At 63.6% G+C, this 18,663-nt stretch carries 20 protein-coding genes and 1 tRNA gene; 9 read left to right on the top strand and 12 right to left on the bottom strand.

Annotated elements, in window-relative coordinates; all coding sequences use genetic code 11:
- Window positions 1-3 precede the first annotated feature (3 nt).
- Both cobS and C7I85_RS17535 read right to left on the bottom strand, forming a co-directional pair.
- Window positions 4-990, bottom strand: coding sequence for a cobaltochelatase subunit CobS (gene cobS, locus C7I85_RS17540; protein WP_106725294.1), 987 nt, complete (start codon window positions 988-990; stop codon window positions 4-6).
- A 119-nt stretch (window positions 991-1,109) separates the two neighbouring features.
- Complete coding sequence (locus C7I85_RS17535) at window positions 1,110-1,721, bottom strand: J domain-containing protein (RefSeq protein WP_106725293.1); 612 nt, start codon at window positions 1,719-1,721, stop codon at window positions 1,110-1,112.
- A gap of 156 nt (window positions 1,722-1,877) precedes the next feature.
- On the opposite strand from C7I85_RS17535, the gene C7I85_RS17530 reads away from it, so the two are divergent.
- Entirely contained in the window at window positions 1,878-2,180 is a 303-nt protein-coding gene (locus C7I85_RS17530) for a BolA family protein (protein WP_106725362.1), read from the top strand.
- A 72-nt stretch (window positions 2,181-2,252) separates the two neighbouring features.
- Here C7I85_RS17530 and C7I85_RS17525 read toward each other — a convergent pair whose 3' ends face one another.
- The 5 genes from C7I85_RS17525 to C7I85_RS17505 form a co-directional block, all read right to left on the bottom strand.
- Window positions 2,253-2,651, bottom strand: coding sequence for a type II toxin-antitoxin system VapC family toxin (locus C7I85_RS17525; RefSeq protein WP_106725292.1), 399 nt, complete (start codon window positions 2,649-2,651; stop codon window positions 2,253-2,255).
- Entirely contained in the window at window positions 2,648-2,881 is a 234-nt protein-coding gene (locus C7I85_RS17520) for a type II toxin-antitoxin system Phd/YefM family antitoxin (protein WP_106725361.1), read from the bottom strand. Before C7I85_RS17520 ends, C7I85_RS17525 begins: the two co-directional genes overlap by 4 nt.
- An 80-nt stretch (window positions 2,882-2,961) precedes the next feature.
- Window positions 2,962-4,251 carry an HlyC/CorC family transporter gene (locus C7I85_RS17515; RefSeq protein WP_106725291.1) on the bottom strand — a complete coding sequence of 430 codons (1,290 nt, stop codon included), beginning with the start codon at window positions 4,249-4,251 and terminating at the stop codon, window positions 2,962-2,964.
- Window positions 4,248-5,369 carry a 3-dehydroquinate synthase gene (gene aroB / locus C7I85_RS17510; protein ID WP_106725290.1) on the bottom strand — a complete coding sequence of 374 codons (1,122 nt, stop codon included), beginning with the start codon at window positions 5,367-5,369 and terminating at the stop codon, window positions 4,248-4,250. The genes C7I85_RS17515 and aroB overlap by 4 nt, the downstream gene beginning before the upstream one ends.
- Window positions 5,366-5,974 carry a shikimate kinase gene (locus C7I85_RS17505; RefSeq protein ID WP_106725289.1) on the bottom strand — a complete coding sequence of 203 codons (609 nt, stop codon included), beginning with the start codon at window positions 5,972-5,974 and terminating at the stop codon, window positions 5,366-5,368. Before C7I85_RS17505 ends, aroB begins: the two co-directional genes overlap by 4 nt.
- A gap of 168 nt (window positions 5,975-6,142) precedes the next feature.
- Between C7I85_RS17505 and C7I85_RS17500 the strand changes: the two genes are divergently transcribed.
- From C7I85_RS17500 to C7I85_RS17480, 5 genes are all read left to right on the top strand, one after another.
- The gene (locus C7I85_RS17500; RefSeq protein ID WP_106725288.1) at window positions 6,143-6,292 is read left to right on the top strand and encodes a histidine kinase; all 150 of its coding nucleotides are present in this window, start codon (window positions 6,143-6,145) and stop codon (window positions 6,290-6,292) included.
- Window positions 6,293-7,216, top strand: coding sequence for a site-specific tyrosine recombinase XerD (locus tag C7I85_RS17495; protein ID WP_106725287.1), 924 nt, complete (start codon window positions 6,293-6,295; stop codon window positions 7,214-7,216).
- A gap of 91 nt (window positions 7,217-7,307) precedes the next feature.
- A complete protein-coding gene (locus tag C7I85_RS17490; protein WP_106725286.1) occupies window positions 7,308-8,258 on the top strand; it encodes an acetyl-CoA carboxylase carboxyltransferase subunit alpha in 951 nt (316 codons plus the stop codon).
- 253 nt (window positions 8,259-8,511) lie between these two features.
- Window positions 8,512-9,813 carry a L,D-transpeptidase family protein gene (locus C7I85_RS17485; protein ID WP_106725285.1) on the top strand — a complete coding sequence of 434 codons (1,302 nt, stop codon included), beginning with the start codon at window positions 8,512-8,514 and terminating at the stop codon, window positions 9,811-9,813.
- A gap of 11 nt (window positions 9,814-9,824) precedes the next feature.
- Window positions 9,825-10,058: a sulfurtransferase TusA family protein gene (locus tag C7I85_RS17480; protein ID WP_106725284.1), complete on the top strand. Its 234-nt coding sequence runs from the start codon at window positions 9,825-9,827 to the stop codon at window positions 10,056-10,058.
- Window positions 10,059-10,098: 40 nt separating this feature from the next.
- Here C7I85_RS17480 and C7I85_RS17475 read toward each other — a convergent pair whose 3' ends face one another.
- On the bottom strand, window positions 10,099-11,232 hold the full coding sequence (locus tag C7I85_RS17475) for a CobW family GTP-binding protein (protein WP_106725283.1): 1,134 nt from the start codon (window positions 11,230-11,232) through the stop codon (window positions 10,099-10,101).
- A gap of 5 nt (window positions 11,233-11,237) precedes the next feature.
- Window positions 11,238-12,386: a D-alanyl-D-alanine carboxypeptidase family protein gene (locus tag C7I85_RS17470; protein ID WP_106725282.1), complete on the bottom strand. Its 1,149-nt coding sequence runs from the start codon at window positions 12,384-12,386 to the stop codon at window positions 11,238-11,240.
- Window positions 12,387-12,600: 214 nt separating this feature from the next.
- Here C7I85_RS17470 and C7I85_RS17465 point away from each other — a divergent pair, with 214 nt between their 5' ends.
- The 3 genes from C7I85_RS17465 (at window position 12,601) to C7I85_RS17455 (ending at window position 14,884) form a co-directional block, all read left to right on the top strand.
- Entirely contained in the window at window positions 12,601-13,764 is a 1,164-nt protein-coding gene (locus C7I85_RS17465) for a M20 aminoacylase family protein (RefSeq protein WP_106725281.1), read from the top strand.
- Between the two features lie 174 nt (window positions 13,765-13,938).
- Window positions 13,939-14,015: transfer RNA gene (locus C7I85_RS17460), tRNA-Arg, on the top strand.
- Between the two features lie 209 nt (window positions 14,016-14,224).
- Window positions 14,225-14,884 (top strand): outer membrane protein, encoded by a 660-nt coding sequence (locus C7I85_RS17455; protein WP_106725280.1) that lies wholly within the window; start codon window positions 14,225-14,227, stop codon window positions 14,882-14,884.
- 251 nt (window positions 14,885-15,135) lie between these two features.
- On the opposite strand, the gene C7I85_RS17450 is transcribed toward C7I85_RS17455, so the two are convergent.
- The 3 genes from C7I85_RS17450 to C7I85_RS17440 all read right to left on the bottom strand — a co-directional run bounded on the left by C7I85_RS17450 (window position 15,136) and on the right by C7I85_RS17440 (window position 18,506).
- A complete protein-coding gene (locus C7I85_RS17450) occupies window positions 15,136-15,774 on the bottom strand; it encodes a Spy/CpxP family protein refolding chaperone (protein ID WP_106725279.1) in 639 nt (212 codons plus the stop codon).
- 75 nt (window positions 15,775-15,849) lie between these two features.
- Window positions 15,850-18,039: a xanthine dehydrogenase family protein molybdopterin-binding subunit gene (locus C7I85_RS17445; RefSeq protein ID WP_106725278.1), complete on the bottom strand. Its 2,190-nt coding sequence runs from the start codon at window positions 18,037-18,039 to the stop codon at window positions 15,850-15,852.
- Window positions 18,036-18,506: a (2Fe-2S)-binding protein gene (locus C7I85_RS17440; RefSeq protein WP_106725277.1), complete on the bottom strand. Its 471-nt coding sequence runs from the start codon at window positions 18,504-18,506 to the stop codon at window positions 18,036-18,038. Before C7I85_RS17440 ends, C7I85_RS17445 begins: the two co-directional genes overlap by 4 nt.
- Window positions 18,507-18,663: the final 157 nt, after the last annotated feature.

Genomic DNA, 18,663 nt, shown 5'->3' with positions numbered 1-18,663 from the left:
GCTTTACCCCAGCACGACGTTGGCCGAGGATTCCGGCAGGTCCTCGCCGAAAGCGCGCTGATAGAACTCGGCCACGATCGGGCGCTCGAGCTCGTCGCACTTGTTGAGGAAGGTCAGGCGGAAGGCCATGCCGACATTGTCGAAGATCTCGGCATTTTCCGACCAGGTGATGACCGTACGCGGGCTCATCACGGTCGACAGGTCGCCATTGATGAAGGCCGAGCGGGTCATGTCGGCCACGCGCACCATCTTGTTGACGATCTCGCGGCCCTTGTCGTTGCGATAATGCTTCGACTTGGCCAGCACGATCGCCACTTCGTTGTCGTGCGGCAGGTAGTTCAGCGTGGTCACGATCGACCAGCGGTCCATCTGCGCCTGGTTGATCTGCTGCGTGCCGTGATAGAGGCCGGTGGTGTCGCCTAGGCCCACCGTGTTGGCGGTGGCAAACAGGCGGAAGGCCGGATGCGGGCGGATGACGCGGCTCTGGTCGAGCAGGGTCAGGCGGCCCGAGGATTCCAGCACGCGCTGGATGACGAACATCACGTCCGGACGGCCGGCGTCGTATTCGTCGAACACCAGCGCGACATTGTGCTGATAGGCCCAGGGCAAGATGCCGTCCTTGAACTCGGTGATCTGGAGGCCTTCCTTGACCACGATCGCGTCCTTGCCGACGAGGTCGATACGGCTGACATGGCTGTCGAGGTTGACGCGCACGCAAGGCCAGTTGAGACGCGCGGCGACCTGTTCGATGTGGGTCGACTTGCCGGTACCGTGATAGCCCGAAACCATCACGCGGCGGTTGTAGGCAAAGCCCGCAAGGATGGCCATGGTGGTCGCCTGATCGAACAGGTAGTCCGGGTCGATGTCCGGTACGTGCTCGGTGGCCACCGAATAGGCAGGCACAACCATCTTCGATTCGAAGCCGAACTTTTCTTTCACCGACACGGTCGTATCGGGCAGGTTTGCAATGTCGCGGTCGACCTTGTTCATCACATCTCCACAGGCGGAGGCATATCCTCCACCGTCAATCTAGCCTTGTTCGGGAGTGGTCTTAGAGCCTTTTCCTTTCGGACGAAAGCCGTAGCGGAATGCTCATTCAAACCTGTCGCTCAACACAAGCCGGCTTGCTTGAGCACGCGATATGCTTGCAGCACATCGCGGAATCTATCCTCCGAACCCCTGTCTCCACCATTCGCGTCCGGATGATGGCGTTTCACGAGTTCCTTATAGCGCGCCTTGATGTCTGCGCCAGTCGCCTTTGTGGTAAGGCCAAGCGTTTCCAGCGCCTTGGCCTCAAGGGGCTTGGCCTTGCGCTCGCGCGGGGCACCGTGATTGGTGCCGAACATGTTGAACGGGTCGCGGATATTCCGGTAGTAGCCGGCGCGCCCCGAACGGTGCTGCGCCATCTCCGGCGAGGACCGCACATCGGCGTTCGTGCCCATGGTCCAGGTCGGGCGGTGGCCGGTCAGCGCTTCCTTCTGGAAGCGCGCGATCTCGGTGTCGGCGAGGCCGGAGAAATAGTTGAAGCCCTTGTTGTATTCGCGCACGTGCTCGAAGCAGAAGCGGAAATACTCGCCCTCCCGCATGCGCCCCACGGGCGCGCGGTGGGTGCCGGCCTCGTGGCAGCCGTCCCACTGGCAGATCGGCGCGCTCGACTTGGCCTCGGCCTCCGGGTCCGGGCGTACGCGGATCTTCTCGAAATATTTCGGATAGGGTTTCATTTCAGCCCATTTAGGGGAAGTTGCCCCCTCGAAACAAGAATTGACATTTCGAACATCGTCCCTCTAACCCAATGAATCGGGAAAGAGTGATCGAATGACCGGCAGATCGGCAGCTTTTTCGAGTGAACACCCCATATGTGGGCAAAGGAGACGACGATGTCCATGAAAGCCTCGATGGAAACCAAGCTGCAGACGGCCTATGCGCCGGAGCAGTTGGAGGTCATCAATGAAAGCCACCTGCACGCCGGGCATCATCACGAAGATTCTGGCCATCACGTGATGTATGACGGTACCGGTGAGACGCATTTTCGCGTACGCATCGTCTCCAGCGCCTTCGAGGGCATGAGCCGCATCGACCGCCACCGTTCGATCAACGCGCTGCTGGCCGACGAACTGAAGGCCGGCGTGCATGCGCTGGCGCTCGAACCCGCCGCCCCCGGCGAAAAGACGCGGCGCTAGGGCGGCGCCGCCGCATTTGTGCGACCCCAAGCGATTCCGCCTGGCTGCAAGATGCTCCGAGATCGTTGCTGACTACCAGATCGTCGCGACGTGCGGATATCCGATGATCTTCCTATCGGCCGTGACCAGTTCGGCCCCGAGTTCGCGCGCGAGTGCGACGATGATGCGATCGGCCGGATCAGGATGAAAATCTCCGGGGAGCGTCTGACTTTTGACGGCAATGACATTGTCGACCGGTACGAAGCTGAAGCCATCGATCTCAGAGGCAACGCTGAGCCATGTTAGAACATCGATGCTCAAGTCCAGCTTTCCTTTGGACACAAGCATCGCAAGTTCCCAAGCTGAAATTGACGAGGCGACCACACCATCACCGGCCAATGCCTGGTCGATTGCGTCGGCTGCAACCGATGAAAGTCGGGTATCGTCCTTGTTGACCCACCAGATGAGAGCGTGGGTATCGAGGACGATCACTTGAGCGCTTCCCAGTCCTCGACGCCAACAGGCTCGAACGGATCGTCGTAGCGCAACACGCTGCCCCTCAACATTTCGAGAGGCGTTCGTTTAGTCTCTGCGTAAGGTCGAATTTCCAAGGTTGGCTTGCCGTGCTCGGTAATCACAATCGGCTCACCGCTCGCCTCGACCTGGCGAAAATATTCAAGCGCCTTGGCCTTGAATTTCGATTTCGACACATGCTCCGTCATGGTCGGTCTCCTGCTCAAACAGAAGATAGGCTTCAAAATGACCACGATCAATGACCATGGTCATTTCAAGCCATCGGCCTTTACCGCTCGGCCTTGTCCTGCGCTTCGAGCGCCGGCCTGATGCGGATGCGGGTGATGCGGTTCCTCTCGCGCTTCATGACGATGAAGCGCTTTCCATGAAAGGTAAAAGCCTGCCGCTCCTCGGGGATCGACTGCGTCTCGTGGATGACGAGGCCTGCAATCGTGGTCGCCTCCTCATCGGGCAGGTTCCAGTCGAGCGCGCGGTTGAGGTCGCGGATCGGCACCGAGCCATCGACGACGATGGAGCCGTCCGACTCCTGGCGAACGCCCTGGACGTCGACATCGTGCTCGTCGGCGATCTCGCCCACGATCTCCTCTATGATGTCCTCCAGCGTCACCAGCCCTTCCAGTTCGCCATATTCGTCGACGACGAGGGCGAAATGTGCCTTGCGGCGCAGGAAGGCGTTGAGCTGTTCCTGAAGCGATGTGGTGTCGGGCACGAACCAGGGCTTGGAGGCGATCTTCATCACGTCGACCTTGGTGAAGTCGTTGCCGACTTCCTCGAGCGCCCGCAAGAGATCCTTTGCGTGCAGCACGCCGACGATGTTGTCGCTGGCGCCGCGCCACAGCGGCATGCGCGTGTGCGGGCTCTGCAGGATCTCATGCACCACCGCCTCGGGCGGGTTATCGATATTGACCGAGCGCATGTTGGTGCGGTGGACCATCACGTCGGACACTTCGAGCTCGTGCAGATCGAGCAAGCCGCCCATGCGGTCGCGGTCCTGCTTGACCATGCCGCCCTCGCGATGCAGCACGGCCACCGTTCCCCGCAGTTCCTCATGCGGCGACAGCAGCGGCTCGTCCCGCGACAGGCTGACGCCGAACAGCGAAAGCAGGATGCGCACGATCCAGTTGGCGGCAGCCGAGAGCGGACCGAAGACGGCGACCGCAAGCCGTGCGAACGGCGCGACCCTCAACGCGAACTGCTCGGGTCGTGCCAGCGCCCAGCTTTTCGGCAGGATCTCGGAGAAAATCACCAGCACCACCGTCATCACGACGGTTGCGTAGGCGACGCCGCTCGCGCCGAACAGTTCCAGAAGCAGGCTGGTCGCCAGTGCCGAAGCCAGGATGTTGACGAGGTTGTTGCCGATGAGCAGCGCGCCGACCAGCCGGTCCTTGCGCTCGATCAGCCACTGAACAAGGCTCGCGCGCTCGTTGCCGGCCTGCTCAAGCGAGTGCAGGCGTGCGCGAGAGGCGCCGGTCATGCTGGTTTCGGTCCCGGAGAAGAGAAAGGACAGGACCAGAAGCACCACAATGATCCCGATCGTGATCCAAATCTCCATGGTCATCCGGGATGGTTCTCCTTCAGGAAGGCCAGCACCTCGGAGGCCGGCACGTCCTTGGCGATGAAGGACTTGCCGATGCCGCGGGTGAGGATGAAGGTCAGCGCGCCGCGCGACACCTTCTTGTCCTGCGCAATATACGCCAGAAGCCGCTCGGCGTCCGGCAATTCGCCGGGAATGTCGGCCATGCGCCATGGCAGGCCCACGGCCTTGAGATGCGCTTCCACGCGGGCGGCATCGTCGGGCGAGGCAAGGTTCATGCGCGCCGAGAAGCGATGCGCCAACGCCATGCCGATGGCGACGCCCTCGCCATGCACCAGGCGCGTGCCGTCATAGGCGGTTGCCGCCTCGAGCGCATGCCCGAAGGTATGGCCGAGATTGAGCAGCGCGCGATCGCCCGTCTCGAATTCGTCGCGCGCCACGACATCGGCCTTGGCGCGGCAGGACTGGGCGATGGCCTCGGTGCGCGCCGGGCCGCCCGAAAAGACCTCCTGCCAGTTCTTCTCCAGCCAGGCGAAGAAATCCGGCCGGTCGATCAGGCCGTATTTGGCGACCTCGGCATAGCCGGCGCGGAACTCGCGGGCGGGCAGCGTGTCCAGCACATCGGTGTCGGCCAGCACCAGCCGCGGCTGATGGAAGACGCCGACGAGGTTCTTGCCGTGCGTGCTGTTGATGCCAGTCTTGCCGCCGACCGAGGAGTCGACCTGCGCCAGAAGCGAGGTCGGGATCTGCACGAAATTCATGCCGCGCCGCACGATGCCCGAGGCAAAGCCGGTAAGGTCGCCGATGACGCCGCCGCCGAGCGCAATGACCGCATCGCGGCGCTCGAGCCGCGCGGCCAAAACGCCGTCCACCACTTCCTGCAGATGGGCAAAGCTCTTGGTCTTTTCGCCGGCCGGCAACACGATTGCGGTCGACGAAATGCCGGCCTTGTCGAGCGAGGCCGTCAGCGGGTCGAGATGGGCGCGCGCGACATTCTCGTCGGTAACGATCGCCACACGAATGCCCGGCAGGCGGGCGGCGATTTCTTCCCCGGCACGCCCGACGAGCCCCGAGCCGATCAGGATGTCATAGGCCCGGTCACCAAGACCCACCTCGACCTTGACCGTACCATTGCTCGTCATACTGCATTCTCCCGGGGCTCTTCGCCCTGTCCGTACAAATATTCGTCGAGCGCAGCCACCACCTCGTCGGCGATGACCTCCTTGCGCTCTTCCCGGGTCAGCACAGTCACGTCGGCCGTCTCATAGACCGGGTAACGCTCCGCCATCAGCCGCTCCATAACGCTGCGCGGATCGGCGTTCTGCAAGAGCGGCCGGGTCGGCTTCCTGCCCACGCGTTCCATCAGCGTGTCGATATCCGCCTTGAGCCATACCGAAACGCCATGCGCGGCCACGGCTTCGCGCGTCTGGGCATTCATGAAGGCCCCGCCGCCGGTCGACAACACCTGCGGCCCCCCTTCCAGCACGCGCTGGATGACGCGCTGCTCGAGCGCACGGAACTCCGGCTCGCCATAGCGCTGGAAAAGATCCGGGATGGTCATGCGCGACACGGTTTCGATCTCGTGATCGCTGTCGACAAAGGGCAGGTCGAGCATCGTCGCCACCCGGCGGCCGATCACGGTCTTGCCGGCGCCCATCAGACCGACGAACACGATGGAGCGGGTGCCGAGCCGCTTCAGCAGCTCCGCCATAGTGTCGGTCGGGTTGTGAGGCGTCTCGCTCGTCATGCCAGCGTTTCGACATGAAAACGTGTGTCGCGTCAAGGGTTAGGCGCTGAAGCGCTCGCTCACACCGCCCGGGCTCTACGCCCTTGGACCACCTTCAACTGTTCGCCCTTGAAATGACATCATGACTGACACATAACCAGACCTTGAACCAGCGACGGGACGGAGCGCATGCCGACCTTATTCCGGTTTCTTGTAACGCTCGGCATTTTGGCAGGCCTTGCCTATGGCGCGATGTTCGCGCTCGTCACTTTCGTTCAGCCCAAGCGCGGCGAAATCACCATCCGCATCCCGGCCGACAAGGTCAATCCGAAGAAGTAAATGAAAAGCAGCGCGCGTATCGAGGCGTTCCTTGAAATGATGAGCGCCGAACGAGGCGCGGCCGACAACACGCTGGCCTCCTATCGTCGCGACCTTGAGGACGCGGCCGAACACATAGGTGACCTGGCGAACGCGGATTCCGCCGCCATCCGCGCCTATCTGGGCGACATCGCCGCGCGCGGCTTCGCCGCCACCTCGCAGGCGCGCCGGCTCTCGGCCCTGCGCCAGTTCTACAAGTTTCTCTATGCGGAAGGTCTGCGGCCCGACGATCCCACCGGCGTCCTGGACAGCCCGAAGAAGGACCGCGCCCTGCCCAAGACGATGAGCGAGGCCGAGACCGGCCGTTTGCTCGACCGTGCGGCGGCGGAAGCGTCCGACCCTGCGCTGGGCGACGCCCCGCGCATCGCGGCTCTGCGCATGCATGCGCTGGTCGAGGTGCTCTATGCGACGGGCTTGCGCGTTTCGGAGCTGGTCAGCCTGCCGCTGACGGTAGCGCTGCGCGACGAGCGCTTCTTCATCGTGCGCGGCAAGGGCAACAAGGAGCGCATGGTGCCGCTGTCGGGCAAGGCGCGCGAAGCGATGCGCTGCTGGCTTGCCGAGCGCAACAAGGTGCCGGCGCTGGCCGAAAGCCCGTTCCTGTTTCCCGCCGCGTCCGAGAGCGGCTACCTGCCGCGCCAGGTCTTCGCCCGCGAACTGAAGGGGCTCGCCGCACGGGCAGGCATTTCATCCGCCAAGATATCGCCGCACGTGCTGCGTCACGCCTTTGCCAGCCATCTTTTGCAGAATGGCGCGGACCTGCGCGCGGTGCAGCAGCTGCTCGGCCATTCAGACATTTCCACCACGCAAATCTACACTCATGTGCTCGAAGAGCGGCTCGTGCGGCTGGTCAATGACCATCATCCGCTTGCCGATGGCGGGCGCTGAGGTTATGTGAAGGCAAGTTTCGCGACGCCGACCCTGCTCTTTCGAGGCGTCGGCCGTCTTTTTCTTCAGGCGTATCGGTCAAAGTTCACGCATGTACAACTACCTCGATTTCGAAAAACCTGTCGCGGATCTCGAAGGCAAGATCCTTGAGCTGAAGAAGCTCGCCGAGAATGGCGAGGCCGTCGATGTGGGCGACGAGATCGCGCGCCTGGAAAAGCGCTCGCGCGATGCACTGCGCGACGCCTACAAGGCGCTGACGCCGTGGCAGAAGGTGCAGGTGGCGCGCCATCCCGATCGCCCCCACTGCCTCGACTACGTCACCGCGCTGTTCACCGATTTCACGCCGCTGGCCGGCGACCGCGCCTTCGGCGAGGACAAGGCCATCGTCGGCGGTTTCGCCCGATTCCAGGGCCAGCCCATCGCCGTAATCGGCCAGGAAAAAGGTTCCGACACCAAGAGCCGGCTCGAGCACAATTTCGGCTCGCCGCGCCCCGAGGGCTACCGCAAGGCGGTGCGCATCATGGAACTGGCCGACCGGTTCTCGATCCCGCTGGTGACGCTGGTCGACACCGCAGGCGCCTATCCCGGCGTCGGCGCCGAAGAGCGCGGCCAGGCGGAAGCGATTGCCCGCTCCACCTCCACCAGCCTGGCGCTGAAGGTGCCGTCGATCTCGGTGGTGATCGGCGAAGGCGGCTCGGGCGGCGCGATCGCGATCGCCACAGCCAACCGCGTCTTCATGCTCGAACATGCGATCTATTCGGTGATCTCGCCGGAAGGCGCGGCCTCGATCCTGTGGCGCGACACCACGCGTTCGAAGGATGCGGCCACCAACATGAAGATCACCGCGCAGGACCTTCTGGCGCTGAAGATCATCGACGGCATCATCCCCGAGCCGCTGGGCGGCGCGCACCGCGCGCCCGAAGCAGTCATCAAGTCCACCGGCGACCTCATCGCCAGGACCCTCGGCGAATTCACCGCCAACCCGATCGATTTCCGCGAGCAGCGCCGCGAAAAGTACCTGGCCATGGGCCGCAGCCTCTGACACATCGTCACAAAGCCATGCCGCGCGCCTAAAGGGCGCTGCGGCATGGCGCAAGACGGCGCAAATGCGGCCACTTGACGGCCTTTGTCACAAATTTGCCGCCAGTTTTTCGTCAAACACAACCCAGACGCTAGAATCGTAGGCCTTGCAGTAATCAATTCGCAAGGTTAACGGTTTACCGTCCGCGCCGACCAAGGCCGGCAGGGGGATTGCAGTTCCCGCCGGAATCGACGGAAACGAAGACGATATTTTGATGCCGAGAATTGCCAGTATAGCCCGTTCCGGTTTGCTGATAGCGGCCCTCGCCATGGCCGGCTGCAACAACGATGTGCAGTCCACCTTCGAGGGTTTGACGCCCAGGGGCGAGCTCCATATTCCGCCAAAAGTCCTGGCCGAGATGAAGGCCAAGGACATGCCGCGCAGTTCGCCGGTGATGGCGCGCATCTTCAAGGAAGAAGGCAAGCTGGAGATCTGGAAGCAGAAATCCAACGGGCGCTACGACATCATCGCCAGCTACGACATCTGCAAATGGTCGGGCAAGCTCGGACCGAAATACATCGAGGGCGACCGCCAGGCGCCCGAGGGCTTCTACACGGTGCGCCCGGGGCAGATGAAGCCGAACTCGCAATATTATCTCGCCTTCAACATCGGCTACCCCAACGCCTATGACCGGGCCAATGGCCGCACCGGCTCGAACCTAATGGTGCACGGCGCCTGCTCGTCGTCGGGCTGCTACTCGATGACCGACGCGCAGATCGAGCAGATCTATGCCTTCGGCCGCGACGCCTTTTCCGGCGGCCAGACCGAATTCCAGGTGCAGGCCTTCCCCTTCCACATGACGGCCGCCAACATGGCGCGCTATCGCAACGACCCGAACTACGAGTTCTGGAAGATGCTGAAGGAAGGCTACGATCAGTTCGAGATCACGAAGGTGCCGCCGAAGGTCGATGTCTGCGAGAAGCACTATGTCTTCAACCAGGTTCCCGAGAACGGCGCCGCCTTCTCGCCAACCGGCGCTTGCCCGCCCTCGGCGCTGCCCGACGCGCTGAAGACGGCCTATCAGAGCTACCAGGCCACCTACGAAAAGGCCTTTGCCAGTGCCGTCAACAGCTCGATCCCCGAACCCAAGCCCACGATCGCCGGCATCAAGGAAGCCAACATCGTCTCGGATTGGACCAAGCAGCGGGCGCGCGGCGAACGCGTGCCGATCGATCCGCCGTCGCTCCAGGCGGATGGCAGCGTCAAGGTGACGACGCACATGGGCCGCATCGACTCCCCGGCCGGCCGGCGCATGGCCGCACTCGAGGCCGCACAGGCCGAGAAGAAGAGGCTCGCCGAGGAGAAAAAGCGCGCAGCCGAGGAAAAGGCCGCCGCGATCGCGCTGGCCAAGGCCGAGAAGAATGCGGCTGCCGCACTGGCCAAAGCCGGCCCCGCGCCGGTCGCAGCACCTGATGCCAACCAGATTGCCGTCGTGCCGGCCGACCAGGAGCCAGCGGAAAAGCCGGGCCTGCTGGGCGGCGTTCGCAGGCGCATGGCCAGCCTGTTCGGCAGCTGAGGCAGGAAGCTTTGACAGGCGAAGCGGATGTCTACGACCTCAAGGGACTGAACTGCCCCCTGCCCGTGCTGAAGGCGCGCAAGCGCCTTGCCGGCATGGCGCCCGGCAGCCTGCTGTGGCTGGAGACCACCGACCCGCTGGCGGTGATCGACATTCCCGCCTTCTGCATGGAGAACGGCCACCGGCTGGTGGAAACGCAGTCGCAGCCCGGCGGCCACCGCTTCCTCGTAGAACGCGGCGCCTGATACCTTCAATTATGGACTGAACGGCTGAGCGGGCCTCGCCCTACCGAGGCATGCCTGCAATCGCCAGCGGATTATCCTCCACCGCCGCGCGGTCCGGCGTATCGATTGCCGGCTGGTTGGTGATGGCCGCGAACAGCCGCCGCACATAATCTTCCGGCATGTCCATCGTGATCAGGACGAGCCGCGTGCCGCGCCGCGCATCCGGCCAGAAGGGCAGTCGCGCTGGCGGATGCAGGATCTTCTGCACGCCGTGAACGACCAGCGGCCGACTCGGGTCCTCGGCGAGCTCAATGACCCCTTTCATGCGCAAGAGCCGCTCGCCATGCGTCGAGCGCAGCAGATCGAGGAACATCTCGATGGCGCCGAATGGCACCGGCCCCTCATGCACCAGGCTGAACGAGCGCACGCGCGCATCATGGTGATGATGATGCGCGTGATCGTGGTCGTGATCGTGATGGTTGTGGCCGTCATGGTGGTGATGGTGGTGATGGTGGTCGGCATGCGCCGCCTCCTCGCCTAGCCAGCGGCGAACGTCGGCCGTCTTAGTCTCGGGATTGTACAGCCCGCATTCGAACAGCGCGGCCGCGCCCGTCTCGTTGACGTCCAGGATCGGTGCCGAAGGATTGATCCGGCCAAGCCGCGCCTTGAGTTCCGCAAGCTCGGCAGGATCGCCCAAGAGGTCGGCCTTGGTTATCACCAGCCGATCCGCCACCGCCGCCTGCTTCACCGCCTCGACATGGGCGTCGAGTGTGGCCCTGCCGTTGACGGCGTCCACAAGCGTGACGACGCCGTCGAGCCGGAACGCCTGCACCAGCGCCGGATGCCCCATGATCGACTGGAGCACCGGCGCCGGATCGGCAAGGCCGGTGGTCTCGATGATGACGCGCTTGAGCTTTGCGATGCGGCCCGTCTGCAGCCGGTCGATCAGGTCGGCCAGAGTGTCGACCAGTTCGCCGCGCACCGTGCAGCAAAGGCAGCCATCGGAAAGCTCGATGATGCCGTCCGATGCCTGCTCGACCAGCAGGTGGTCGATGGCGACATCGCCGAACTCGTTGATGATGACGGCCGTGTCGGCGAGCGCCGGGTCCTTCAGCAGCCGGTTAAGCAGCGTGGTCTTGCCGGCGCCGAGAAAGCCGGTCAGCACCGAGACGGGTATCGGATAAAGGTTTTGCATGACTATTACTGCTGCGTGGCGTCGCCCTGCGCGGAAACCGGCACGCCCGGCGCCGGCTTGTCCGGGCGCCAGGTCGGGATCGGCACGTCGGCCTTGTTGTTCTTGGCGTCTATTGCGGCAAAAGCCGCCGGCACGGGACCGGTCGCGCCGCCGAGACCGACGCGGACGAACTGCAGCTCGCGCTTCAGATCAACCATGTAGGGCGACTTGAACTTCGGCCTGCCCTTCGCGTCGAGCCCGTCGGACCGCTCCGAGGCGCCCTCCTTGCTGCAGACGATGTCGCGCATGTCGGTGGGCGTGGTCTGCCCCTCGCCATAGGGCTGGAGGCTCGAGAGCGTCACGCTGCCGGCCGTAGAGGTCGAAAAACCCTGGCCCAGCAGGTCTGCCGCATGGTCGGCGCGGCCCCACGGCGTGCGCTCGCCCAGCACGACGGCGGCCAGCGTGCGACCCTCGCGCGTTGCGCTGCCGATCAGATTGTAGCCGGAAGCGCAGACGAAACCGGTCTTCATGCCATCGGCGCCGGCAAAACGGCCGAGCAGCGGGTTGTAGCCGTGAATGCGGTTCTTGCCGTTGGTTGTGATCCCCTCGATGGAAAAATACGAGGCATATTGCGGGAATTCGGTGCGGATCGCCCGCACCAGCAGCGCGAGATCGCGCGCGGTGGTGTAGTTTTCCGGATCATGCAGGCCATTGGGATTGGTGAAATGGCTGCCGGTCATGCCCAGGCGCTGGGCCTCGGCGTTCATGCGATCGGCGAAGGCGGGGATGGTGCCGCCGATGTTCTCGCCCACGGCGGCGGCGATGTCATTGGCCGACTTGCCGAGCATCATCTTCAGCGCGTTGTCGAGCGTCATCACCGAGCCGGGCTTGAAGCCCATCTTGCTCGGCGGCTCGGCGGCCGAAATCTTGGTCATCTTGATCGGCGACTGCAGCGACACTTCCCCTGCCTTGACGGCGCGGAAGGCCACATAGGCCGTCATGATCTTGGTCAGCGAAGCGGGATGCCAACGCTTGAAGGCGTCCTCATGTTCGAGCACCTGGCCGGTACGCACATCGAACAGGATCGACGGATTGGCCGCTGCCGGGCCACTGGCGAGCCCTGAAAGCGCCGCGAGGCCGAGGAAAAGTCCTTTTGAAAAAAAGAGATGCCGCATGTTGAATTCCGATTTCGCCTCTTGCCGTGGCCGCCTCGGGGTCCTTAAGATTTTCGGATCGAGTCAAGTCTCAAATAGTGCGGGATCTGGCCCTCGTGTCCCGGCCGCACCTCGCGGTGCTATTTAGCCTATGTGACGTCAAAATGGCAAAGCGTGTACGATCACGATTGCGAGCAAACGGGACAAAACCCACGAACAGCGAAAGTATTTCATCATGCCGATTCTGAACCGAGCTGCCGAGTTGCAGGACGAAGTCGCCGGCTGGCGCCGCACGCTGCACCAGAACCCCGAGCTGAATTACGACGTCTACGAGACGGCCGCTTTCGTGGCCGAGAAGCTGAAATCCTTCGGCTGCGACGAGGTGGCGGGCGGCATCGGCCGGACCGGCGTGGTGGGGATCATCCGCGGCAATCTCGGCGCGGGCGCCACGATCGGCCTGCGCGCCGACATGGACGCGCTCCCCATCACCGAGGCGAGCGGCAAGCCCTACGCTTCGCAGACCCCCGGCAAGATGCATGCCTGCGGCCATGACGGCCACACCGCCATGCTCTTGGGCGCTGCCAAATACCTTGCCGAAACGCGCAATTTCGCCGGCTCGGTGGCGGTGATCTTCCAGCCTGCCGAGGAGGGCGGCGCCGGCGGCCTTGCCATGGTCGAGGACGGCATGATGGATCGCTTCGGCATCGCCCAGGTCTACGGCATGCACAACATGCCTGGCCTGCCCGTCGGCCAGTTCGCCATCCGCCCGGGCCCGATCATGGCGGCAACCGCCGAGTTCACCATCACGATCAAGGGCAAAGGCGGCCATGCCGCCATGCCGCACCGGGCCATCGACCCGATCGTCATCGGCAGCCAGATCGTCTCGGCGATGCAGACGATCGCCTCGCGCACTATCGATCCGCTCGAATCGGTGGTGGTGACGGTGACCAAGTTCCACGGCGGCGACGCCTACAACGTCATCCCCGAAGAGGTGGAGCTTGCCGGCACGGTGCGCACGCTAAAGAAGGAAGTGGCCGCCACCGCCGGCGAACGCATCAAGGCCATCTGCGACGGCATCGCCGCCGCCCATGGCGCAAGCGTGCATGTCGACTACGATTCCAACTATCCGGTGACCTTCAATCACGCCGAGCAGACAGTGGTGGCCGGCGATGTCGCCGCCGCAATCGCCGGCGAAGCGCAGGTGCATCGCGAGATCCAGCCGCTGATGGGCGGCGAGGACTTTTCCTACATGCTGGAAGCCCGCCCGGGCGCCTTCATCTTCATCGGCAACGGCAACACGGCAAACCTCCACCACCCGGCCTATGACTTCAATGACGAGGTCATCCCGCATGGCGTGAGCTATTGGGTGAAACTCGCCGAGACCACACTGGCCGCCTGAGGCCACCGGCACCGGAAAGCCGGGAGAAACCAGGTGGCCGCCACCAACGCGGCGGCCACCTCAAATTGCCTTGCCTTGGGCTGGTTATTCGAAACTTGCCTCGGCTGGGTTATTGGAAAAATGTCCGAAAGCCGTTGGCGAAACGCGCCGAAGCGGCTATGTGTCGTCTCGGTTGGTCCCGTAGCTCAGTAGGATAGAGCGGCAGATTCCTAATCTGTAGGTCACAGGTTCGATTCCTGTCGGGATCACCATCATTCCGTGAAATCAACATGACTGCGCGCGGCCTTTTGAGTCGACGCCATGGCTCTGCCCGCGGCAGTCAAATAAACACCCAACATTAGATATATCTCATTGAAATGTTTCGGGAAAACTTGTTTGCGATGTTGCGGTATTGCAACAGACTTTTTAGGGCCCATCCACTAGCAGTCAGCCATCATTCTTGACTGCTTTGAGGAATCCGATGTTTTCGAAACGCATCGCTGTCCTGGCGGCATTTTCAACCGTTCTGTCGACCGGCGCCTTCGCCGCGGATATCGTGTCCGCACAGGAAGTCATCCCGGTGTTTAGCTGGACAGGTGCTTATGTCGGCCTGAACGTTGGCTTCGGCGGCGGCAAGGTCAAGTATATGGACCCTGCGGGTCACGGTACCCTCTTCAGCGTCACGTCTAATGGTTTCCTTGGGGGCATTCAGGCTGGTTACAACTATCAGATCGACCAGTGGGTCGTGGGTGCCGAGGCTGATTTCCAGGGCGCCGGCATCAAGGGCGAAATGGATATGGGTGGGGCTACAATCGGCACCAAGATCGACTGGTACGGCACCGTGCGCGCACGCGCCGGCGTGCTGGCAACCGATCGCCTGCTGGTCTACGCAACCGGCGGTCTCGCCTATGGCCACACCAAGACATACATCGAAGATCCATTCGGCATGGGCTTCAGTGAATCGAAGACCAAGGCCGGCTGGACCGTCGGCGCTGGCGTCGAATATGCCGTCACCGATCACGTCAGCCTCAAGACCGAATATGCCTATACCGATCTCGGCAAGGCACGGATTTTCGAAGGTAGCGTCGACCGGAAGGTCAACTTCCACAGCGTCAAGTTCGGCATCAACTACAAATTCTGATCTGCGCGACGCAAGACTTTTGGGCCCCGGCGAAAGCCGGGGCCTTTTATTTCTAAATCCCCAACCCGATGTGCAGAGCCCGGCCCAGCCGACGATTTTCGACGCTGCCTCGTCCGTCATCACGCACTCAGGCATCGCCTTGCCGCTCCCGCAAAAAAATACCCGCCGCGGATGGACCGAGGCGGGTTTGTTGGCTGAAAGGGGATCATGCCTGGCGGGAAACCGGCATGCTATCCGGCGGACCGACCTAGCTATTCCTCGCCGCCGCCGTCGTCGTCGCCTTCGTCCTCCCACTGCATGCGGCGCTCGTGGATGGCGCCGTGGATTTCATGGGCGGCATACATCGCCATCACGCGCAGGCGCGCTTTCTGCTTGTCGTCGAGGGTCTTGTAGAGCGGCTCCCAGGCATCGGCGAGTTGCTTCAGCCCGTTAGCCCGCGCCGTCATGTTTTCGGCGCGATTGCGCAGGATCTGGAAGAAATCGGGCCGATCTTCACGCATCTTTTGCAGGTTTTCGATGCGTTCGCGCCGGGCTTCGGCCCGCGCCCTGATGGCCGACTCGACCGCCGGCCACAGCTTTTCCTGATCCGGCGTCAGCTGCAGGGCGCCCTTGAGGATTTCGATCCTCGCATCGGTGATCGCCTTCCAGTCGACCGACTGTCCGGCCTGCCCGGTTTCTTCTCCGGCAGCAGGAGCCTGGGTCTGCGAATGGGCTACCGTAGGCGCAGTGATCATGAGGGCGGTCAAGCCAACAATTGCTGTCCTAAGCATCGTGATCTCCATTGCTTTCAGCGATAGGCGGCATTCAACGTTCAGACGTGTTCCGGCGTTCCAGGAACGACGGTAAAATGCCGCCTGCTTCGCAGGGCAATTCCACTCGCATCCGACCATGCCCAAGGCGGCGGCTCGCCGGCCCCGCTCGGTTCTCGGTAATGCAGTTTCAGTTGTCTTCGCCGGCGGGCGAATTCAGCTGCGTTCGCCCGACAGATCGAAGTCCTTTATCGGCAGGCGGCGGATCCGCTTGCCCGTGGCAGCGAAGATGGCGTTGCAGACAGCCGGCGCGATCGGCGGCGTGCCGGGCTCGCCGATGCCGCCCCATTTCGAGCCGCCGCTCAGCGCAAGATGGGTTTCGATCCACGGCATGTCGGCCAGGCGCACGACCTGATAATCATCGAAATTGCCCTGGACCACGGCGCCCTTGTCGATGGTGATCTCGCCGAACAGTGCCGCCGAGAGGCCATAGACCACGCCGCTTTCGATCTGCATCTCAACCGTGCGCGGATTGACGACATGGCCGCAATCGACCGCCGCCACCACGCGCTCGACGCGCACTTCGCCCTTCGGGCTCACCGCCACCTCGACCACCTCGCCGACGATGGTGCCGAAGGATTCGTGGATGGCGATGCCGCGCCCCTTGCCGGCCGGCATCGGCTTACCCCAGTCGCTCTTTTCGGCGATCGTATCGAGCACACGCAGGAAATCGTCCTTGCCGGCCAGGAGCTTGCGCCGGAACTGATAGGGGTCCTGACCTGCGGCATAGGCCAACTCGTCGACAAAACCTTCCATGGCGAAGGCGTTCTGCGAGCTGCCGACCGAGCGCCAGAACATCACCGGCACATGGGTGTTCTTCAGCACGCAGTCGACTTCGATGGCGCCCATTTCGTATGGCTGGTTGGCTAGGCCTTCGACCGCCGAGGGCTCGACGCCCTTGTCCGCACTGCCCCAGCCGAGCGAGCGCTCAATGGAGCCGACCGCCGTGCGTACGCGAAGGCCCTTCGGCGTGCCGTCCGGCCCCAGCGCCGCCTCGAAGCGGATCGCCGCCTGCGGACGGTAGCGGTCGTGGCGCATGTCTTCCTCGCGGGTCCACACCAGCTTCACTGGCTTGCCGACGGCCTTGGAAACCAGAACCGCCTGGGTCAGCTCGTCATTCACCGCGCGCCGGCCGAAGCCGCCGCCGAGGAAGCAATTGTGCAGCTCGACCTTTTCGGGCGCCACGCCCGCGGCCTTGGCTGCCAGGTCCAGAGCGGCCTCGGGATATTGCGTGCCGATCCACACATCGACGCGGTCGGGCTGCACATGGGCCGTGCAGTTCAGCGGCTCCATCGGCGCATGCGCCAGATGCGGCACCTCGTAGAGCGCCTCGACGCGCTTGCCATCGGCCAGCGCCTTCATCACGTCGCCCTGCTTCCGCGCAATCGCCGCCGGCCCGTTCAGCGCGGTGCGATAGGCTTCGGCAAACTGGGCACTGTCGGTACTGGCTGCCGGCCCTTCGTCCCAGGTCACCGGCAACGCCGCCACCGCTTCCTTGGCGCGCCAGAAGCGGTCGGCAACCACCGCGACGCCGCCTGGAATGGGAACCACTGACTTGACCCCGCGCCGCCCCTCGATCGCCTTGGCGTCGTAGGATTTGAGCGAACCGCCGAACACCGGGCAGGTCACGACGGCGGCGTAGAGCATGTCCGGCAGGCGGGTATCGATGCCGAACTGGGCAGTGCCGTTCAGCTTCGGCGGCGTGTCCAGACGGGCCTTCGGCTGCCCGATCAGCGTGTACTGGTCGGCCGTCTTGATCGCCGGCTCGCTCGCCAGCTTCACCTTGGCGGCGTCGGCGGCAAGTTCGCCATAGCGCAGGCTGCGGCCGCTTTCGGCATGGGTAACCACGCTGTCCTTTGCCGTGCAGGCATCGGCCGGCACGCCCCAGCGCTCGGCCGCCGCATGGATCAGCCGCTCGCGCGCGCTGGCGCCGGCCTGCTGCAGGAACTCGCGGGAACGGCGCACCGCGCTCGAGCCGCCAGTCAGCATGCGGCCGTAGACATTGTTTTCGCGCAGGTTGCGGTTGGCCGAAGCATATTCGGGCCTGACCTTTTCCCAATCGCAGGCGAGTTCCTCGGCAACGATCATCGGCAGCGCGGTGAAGACGCCCTCGCCCATTTCCGACTGCGCGACGCGGATGACCACGGTGTCGTCCGGTTCGATCAGGATCCAGGCATTGATCTCGTCGCCGGTCGCCTCGCTCCATGGCTCGGGCAGGATCGGCTCGGCCTCGGCGAGATCGGGCAGCGAGAGCCCGATGGCAAGCCCACCGGCAGCGCTCAGCGAAACCACCAGGAATTGACGGCGGCTCATGGCGCCCGCTTTTGATGCGTCCATGGTGGTCATGGCGTGCCTCCCGCATCTTTCGCGATCGCTGCGGCGCGGTGGATCGCGGCGCGGATGCGCGCATAGGTACCGCAGCGGCAGATATTGGTCAGCTCGTCATTGATATCGGCATCGCTCGGATCGGGATGCTCGTTGAGGAAGGCCACGGCGGCCATGATCTGGCCGGACTGGCAATAGCCGCATTGCGGCACGTCCTCGGCGAGCCACGCCTGCTGCACCGGATGGGTGCCGTCGGGCGAAAGCCCCTCGATTGTGGTGATGGTCTTGCCGTCGGCGTCGCCGACCTGCAGCGAGCAGGAACGCACCGCCTGACCGTCGACATGCACCGTGCAGGCGCCGCATTGGGCTATGCCGCAGCCAAATTTCGTGCCGGTGAGGCCGAGCTCGTCGCGGATCACCCACAAAAGCGGGGTTTCCGGCTCGATGTCGAGCTCCTGATGCTGTCCGTTGATGGTGAATGCAACCATGGGCTTGTCTCCCAGCGGTTGTCTGCGGCAGCCATGGTCGGCCGTCGGTCTTGTGCGTGAGCGTCACGCGAGGCGTCAGTTAAAACCTGAAACGCACCCGGCGCTAGTCCCTCACGGCAATGTGTATCGCCGTTCCAGGGCCATCCTCAAACGACAG

This window comes from Pseudaminobacter soli (ex Li et al. 2025) (assembly GCF_003012705.1).
Lineage (GTDB): Bacteria > Pseudomonadota > Alphaproteobacteria > Rhizobiales > Rhizobiaceae > Pseudaminobacter > Pseudaminobacter soli.
The sequence above is the reverse complement of the archived record's forward strand: the minus strand, read 5'-3'. Positions and strand labels throughout refer to the sequence as shown.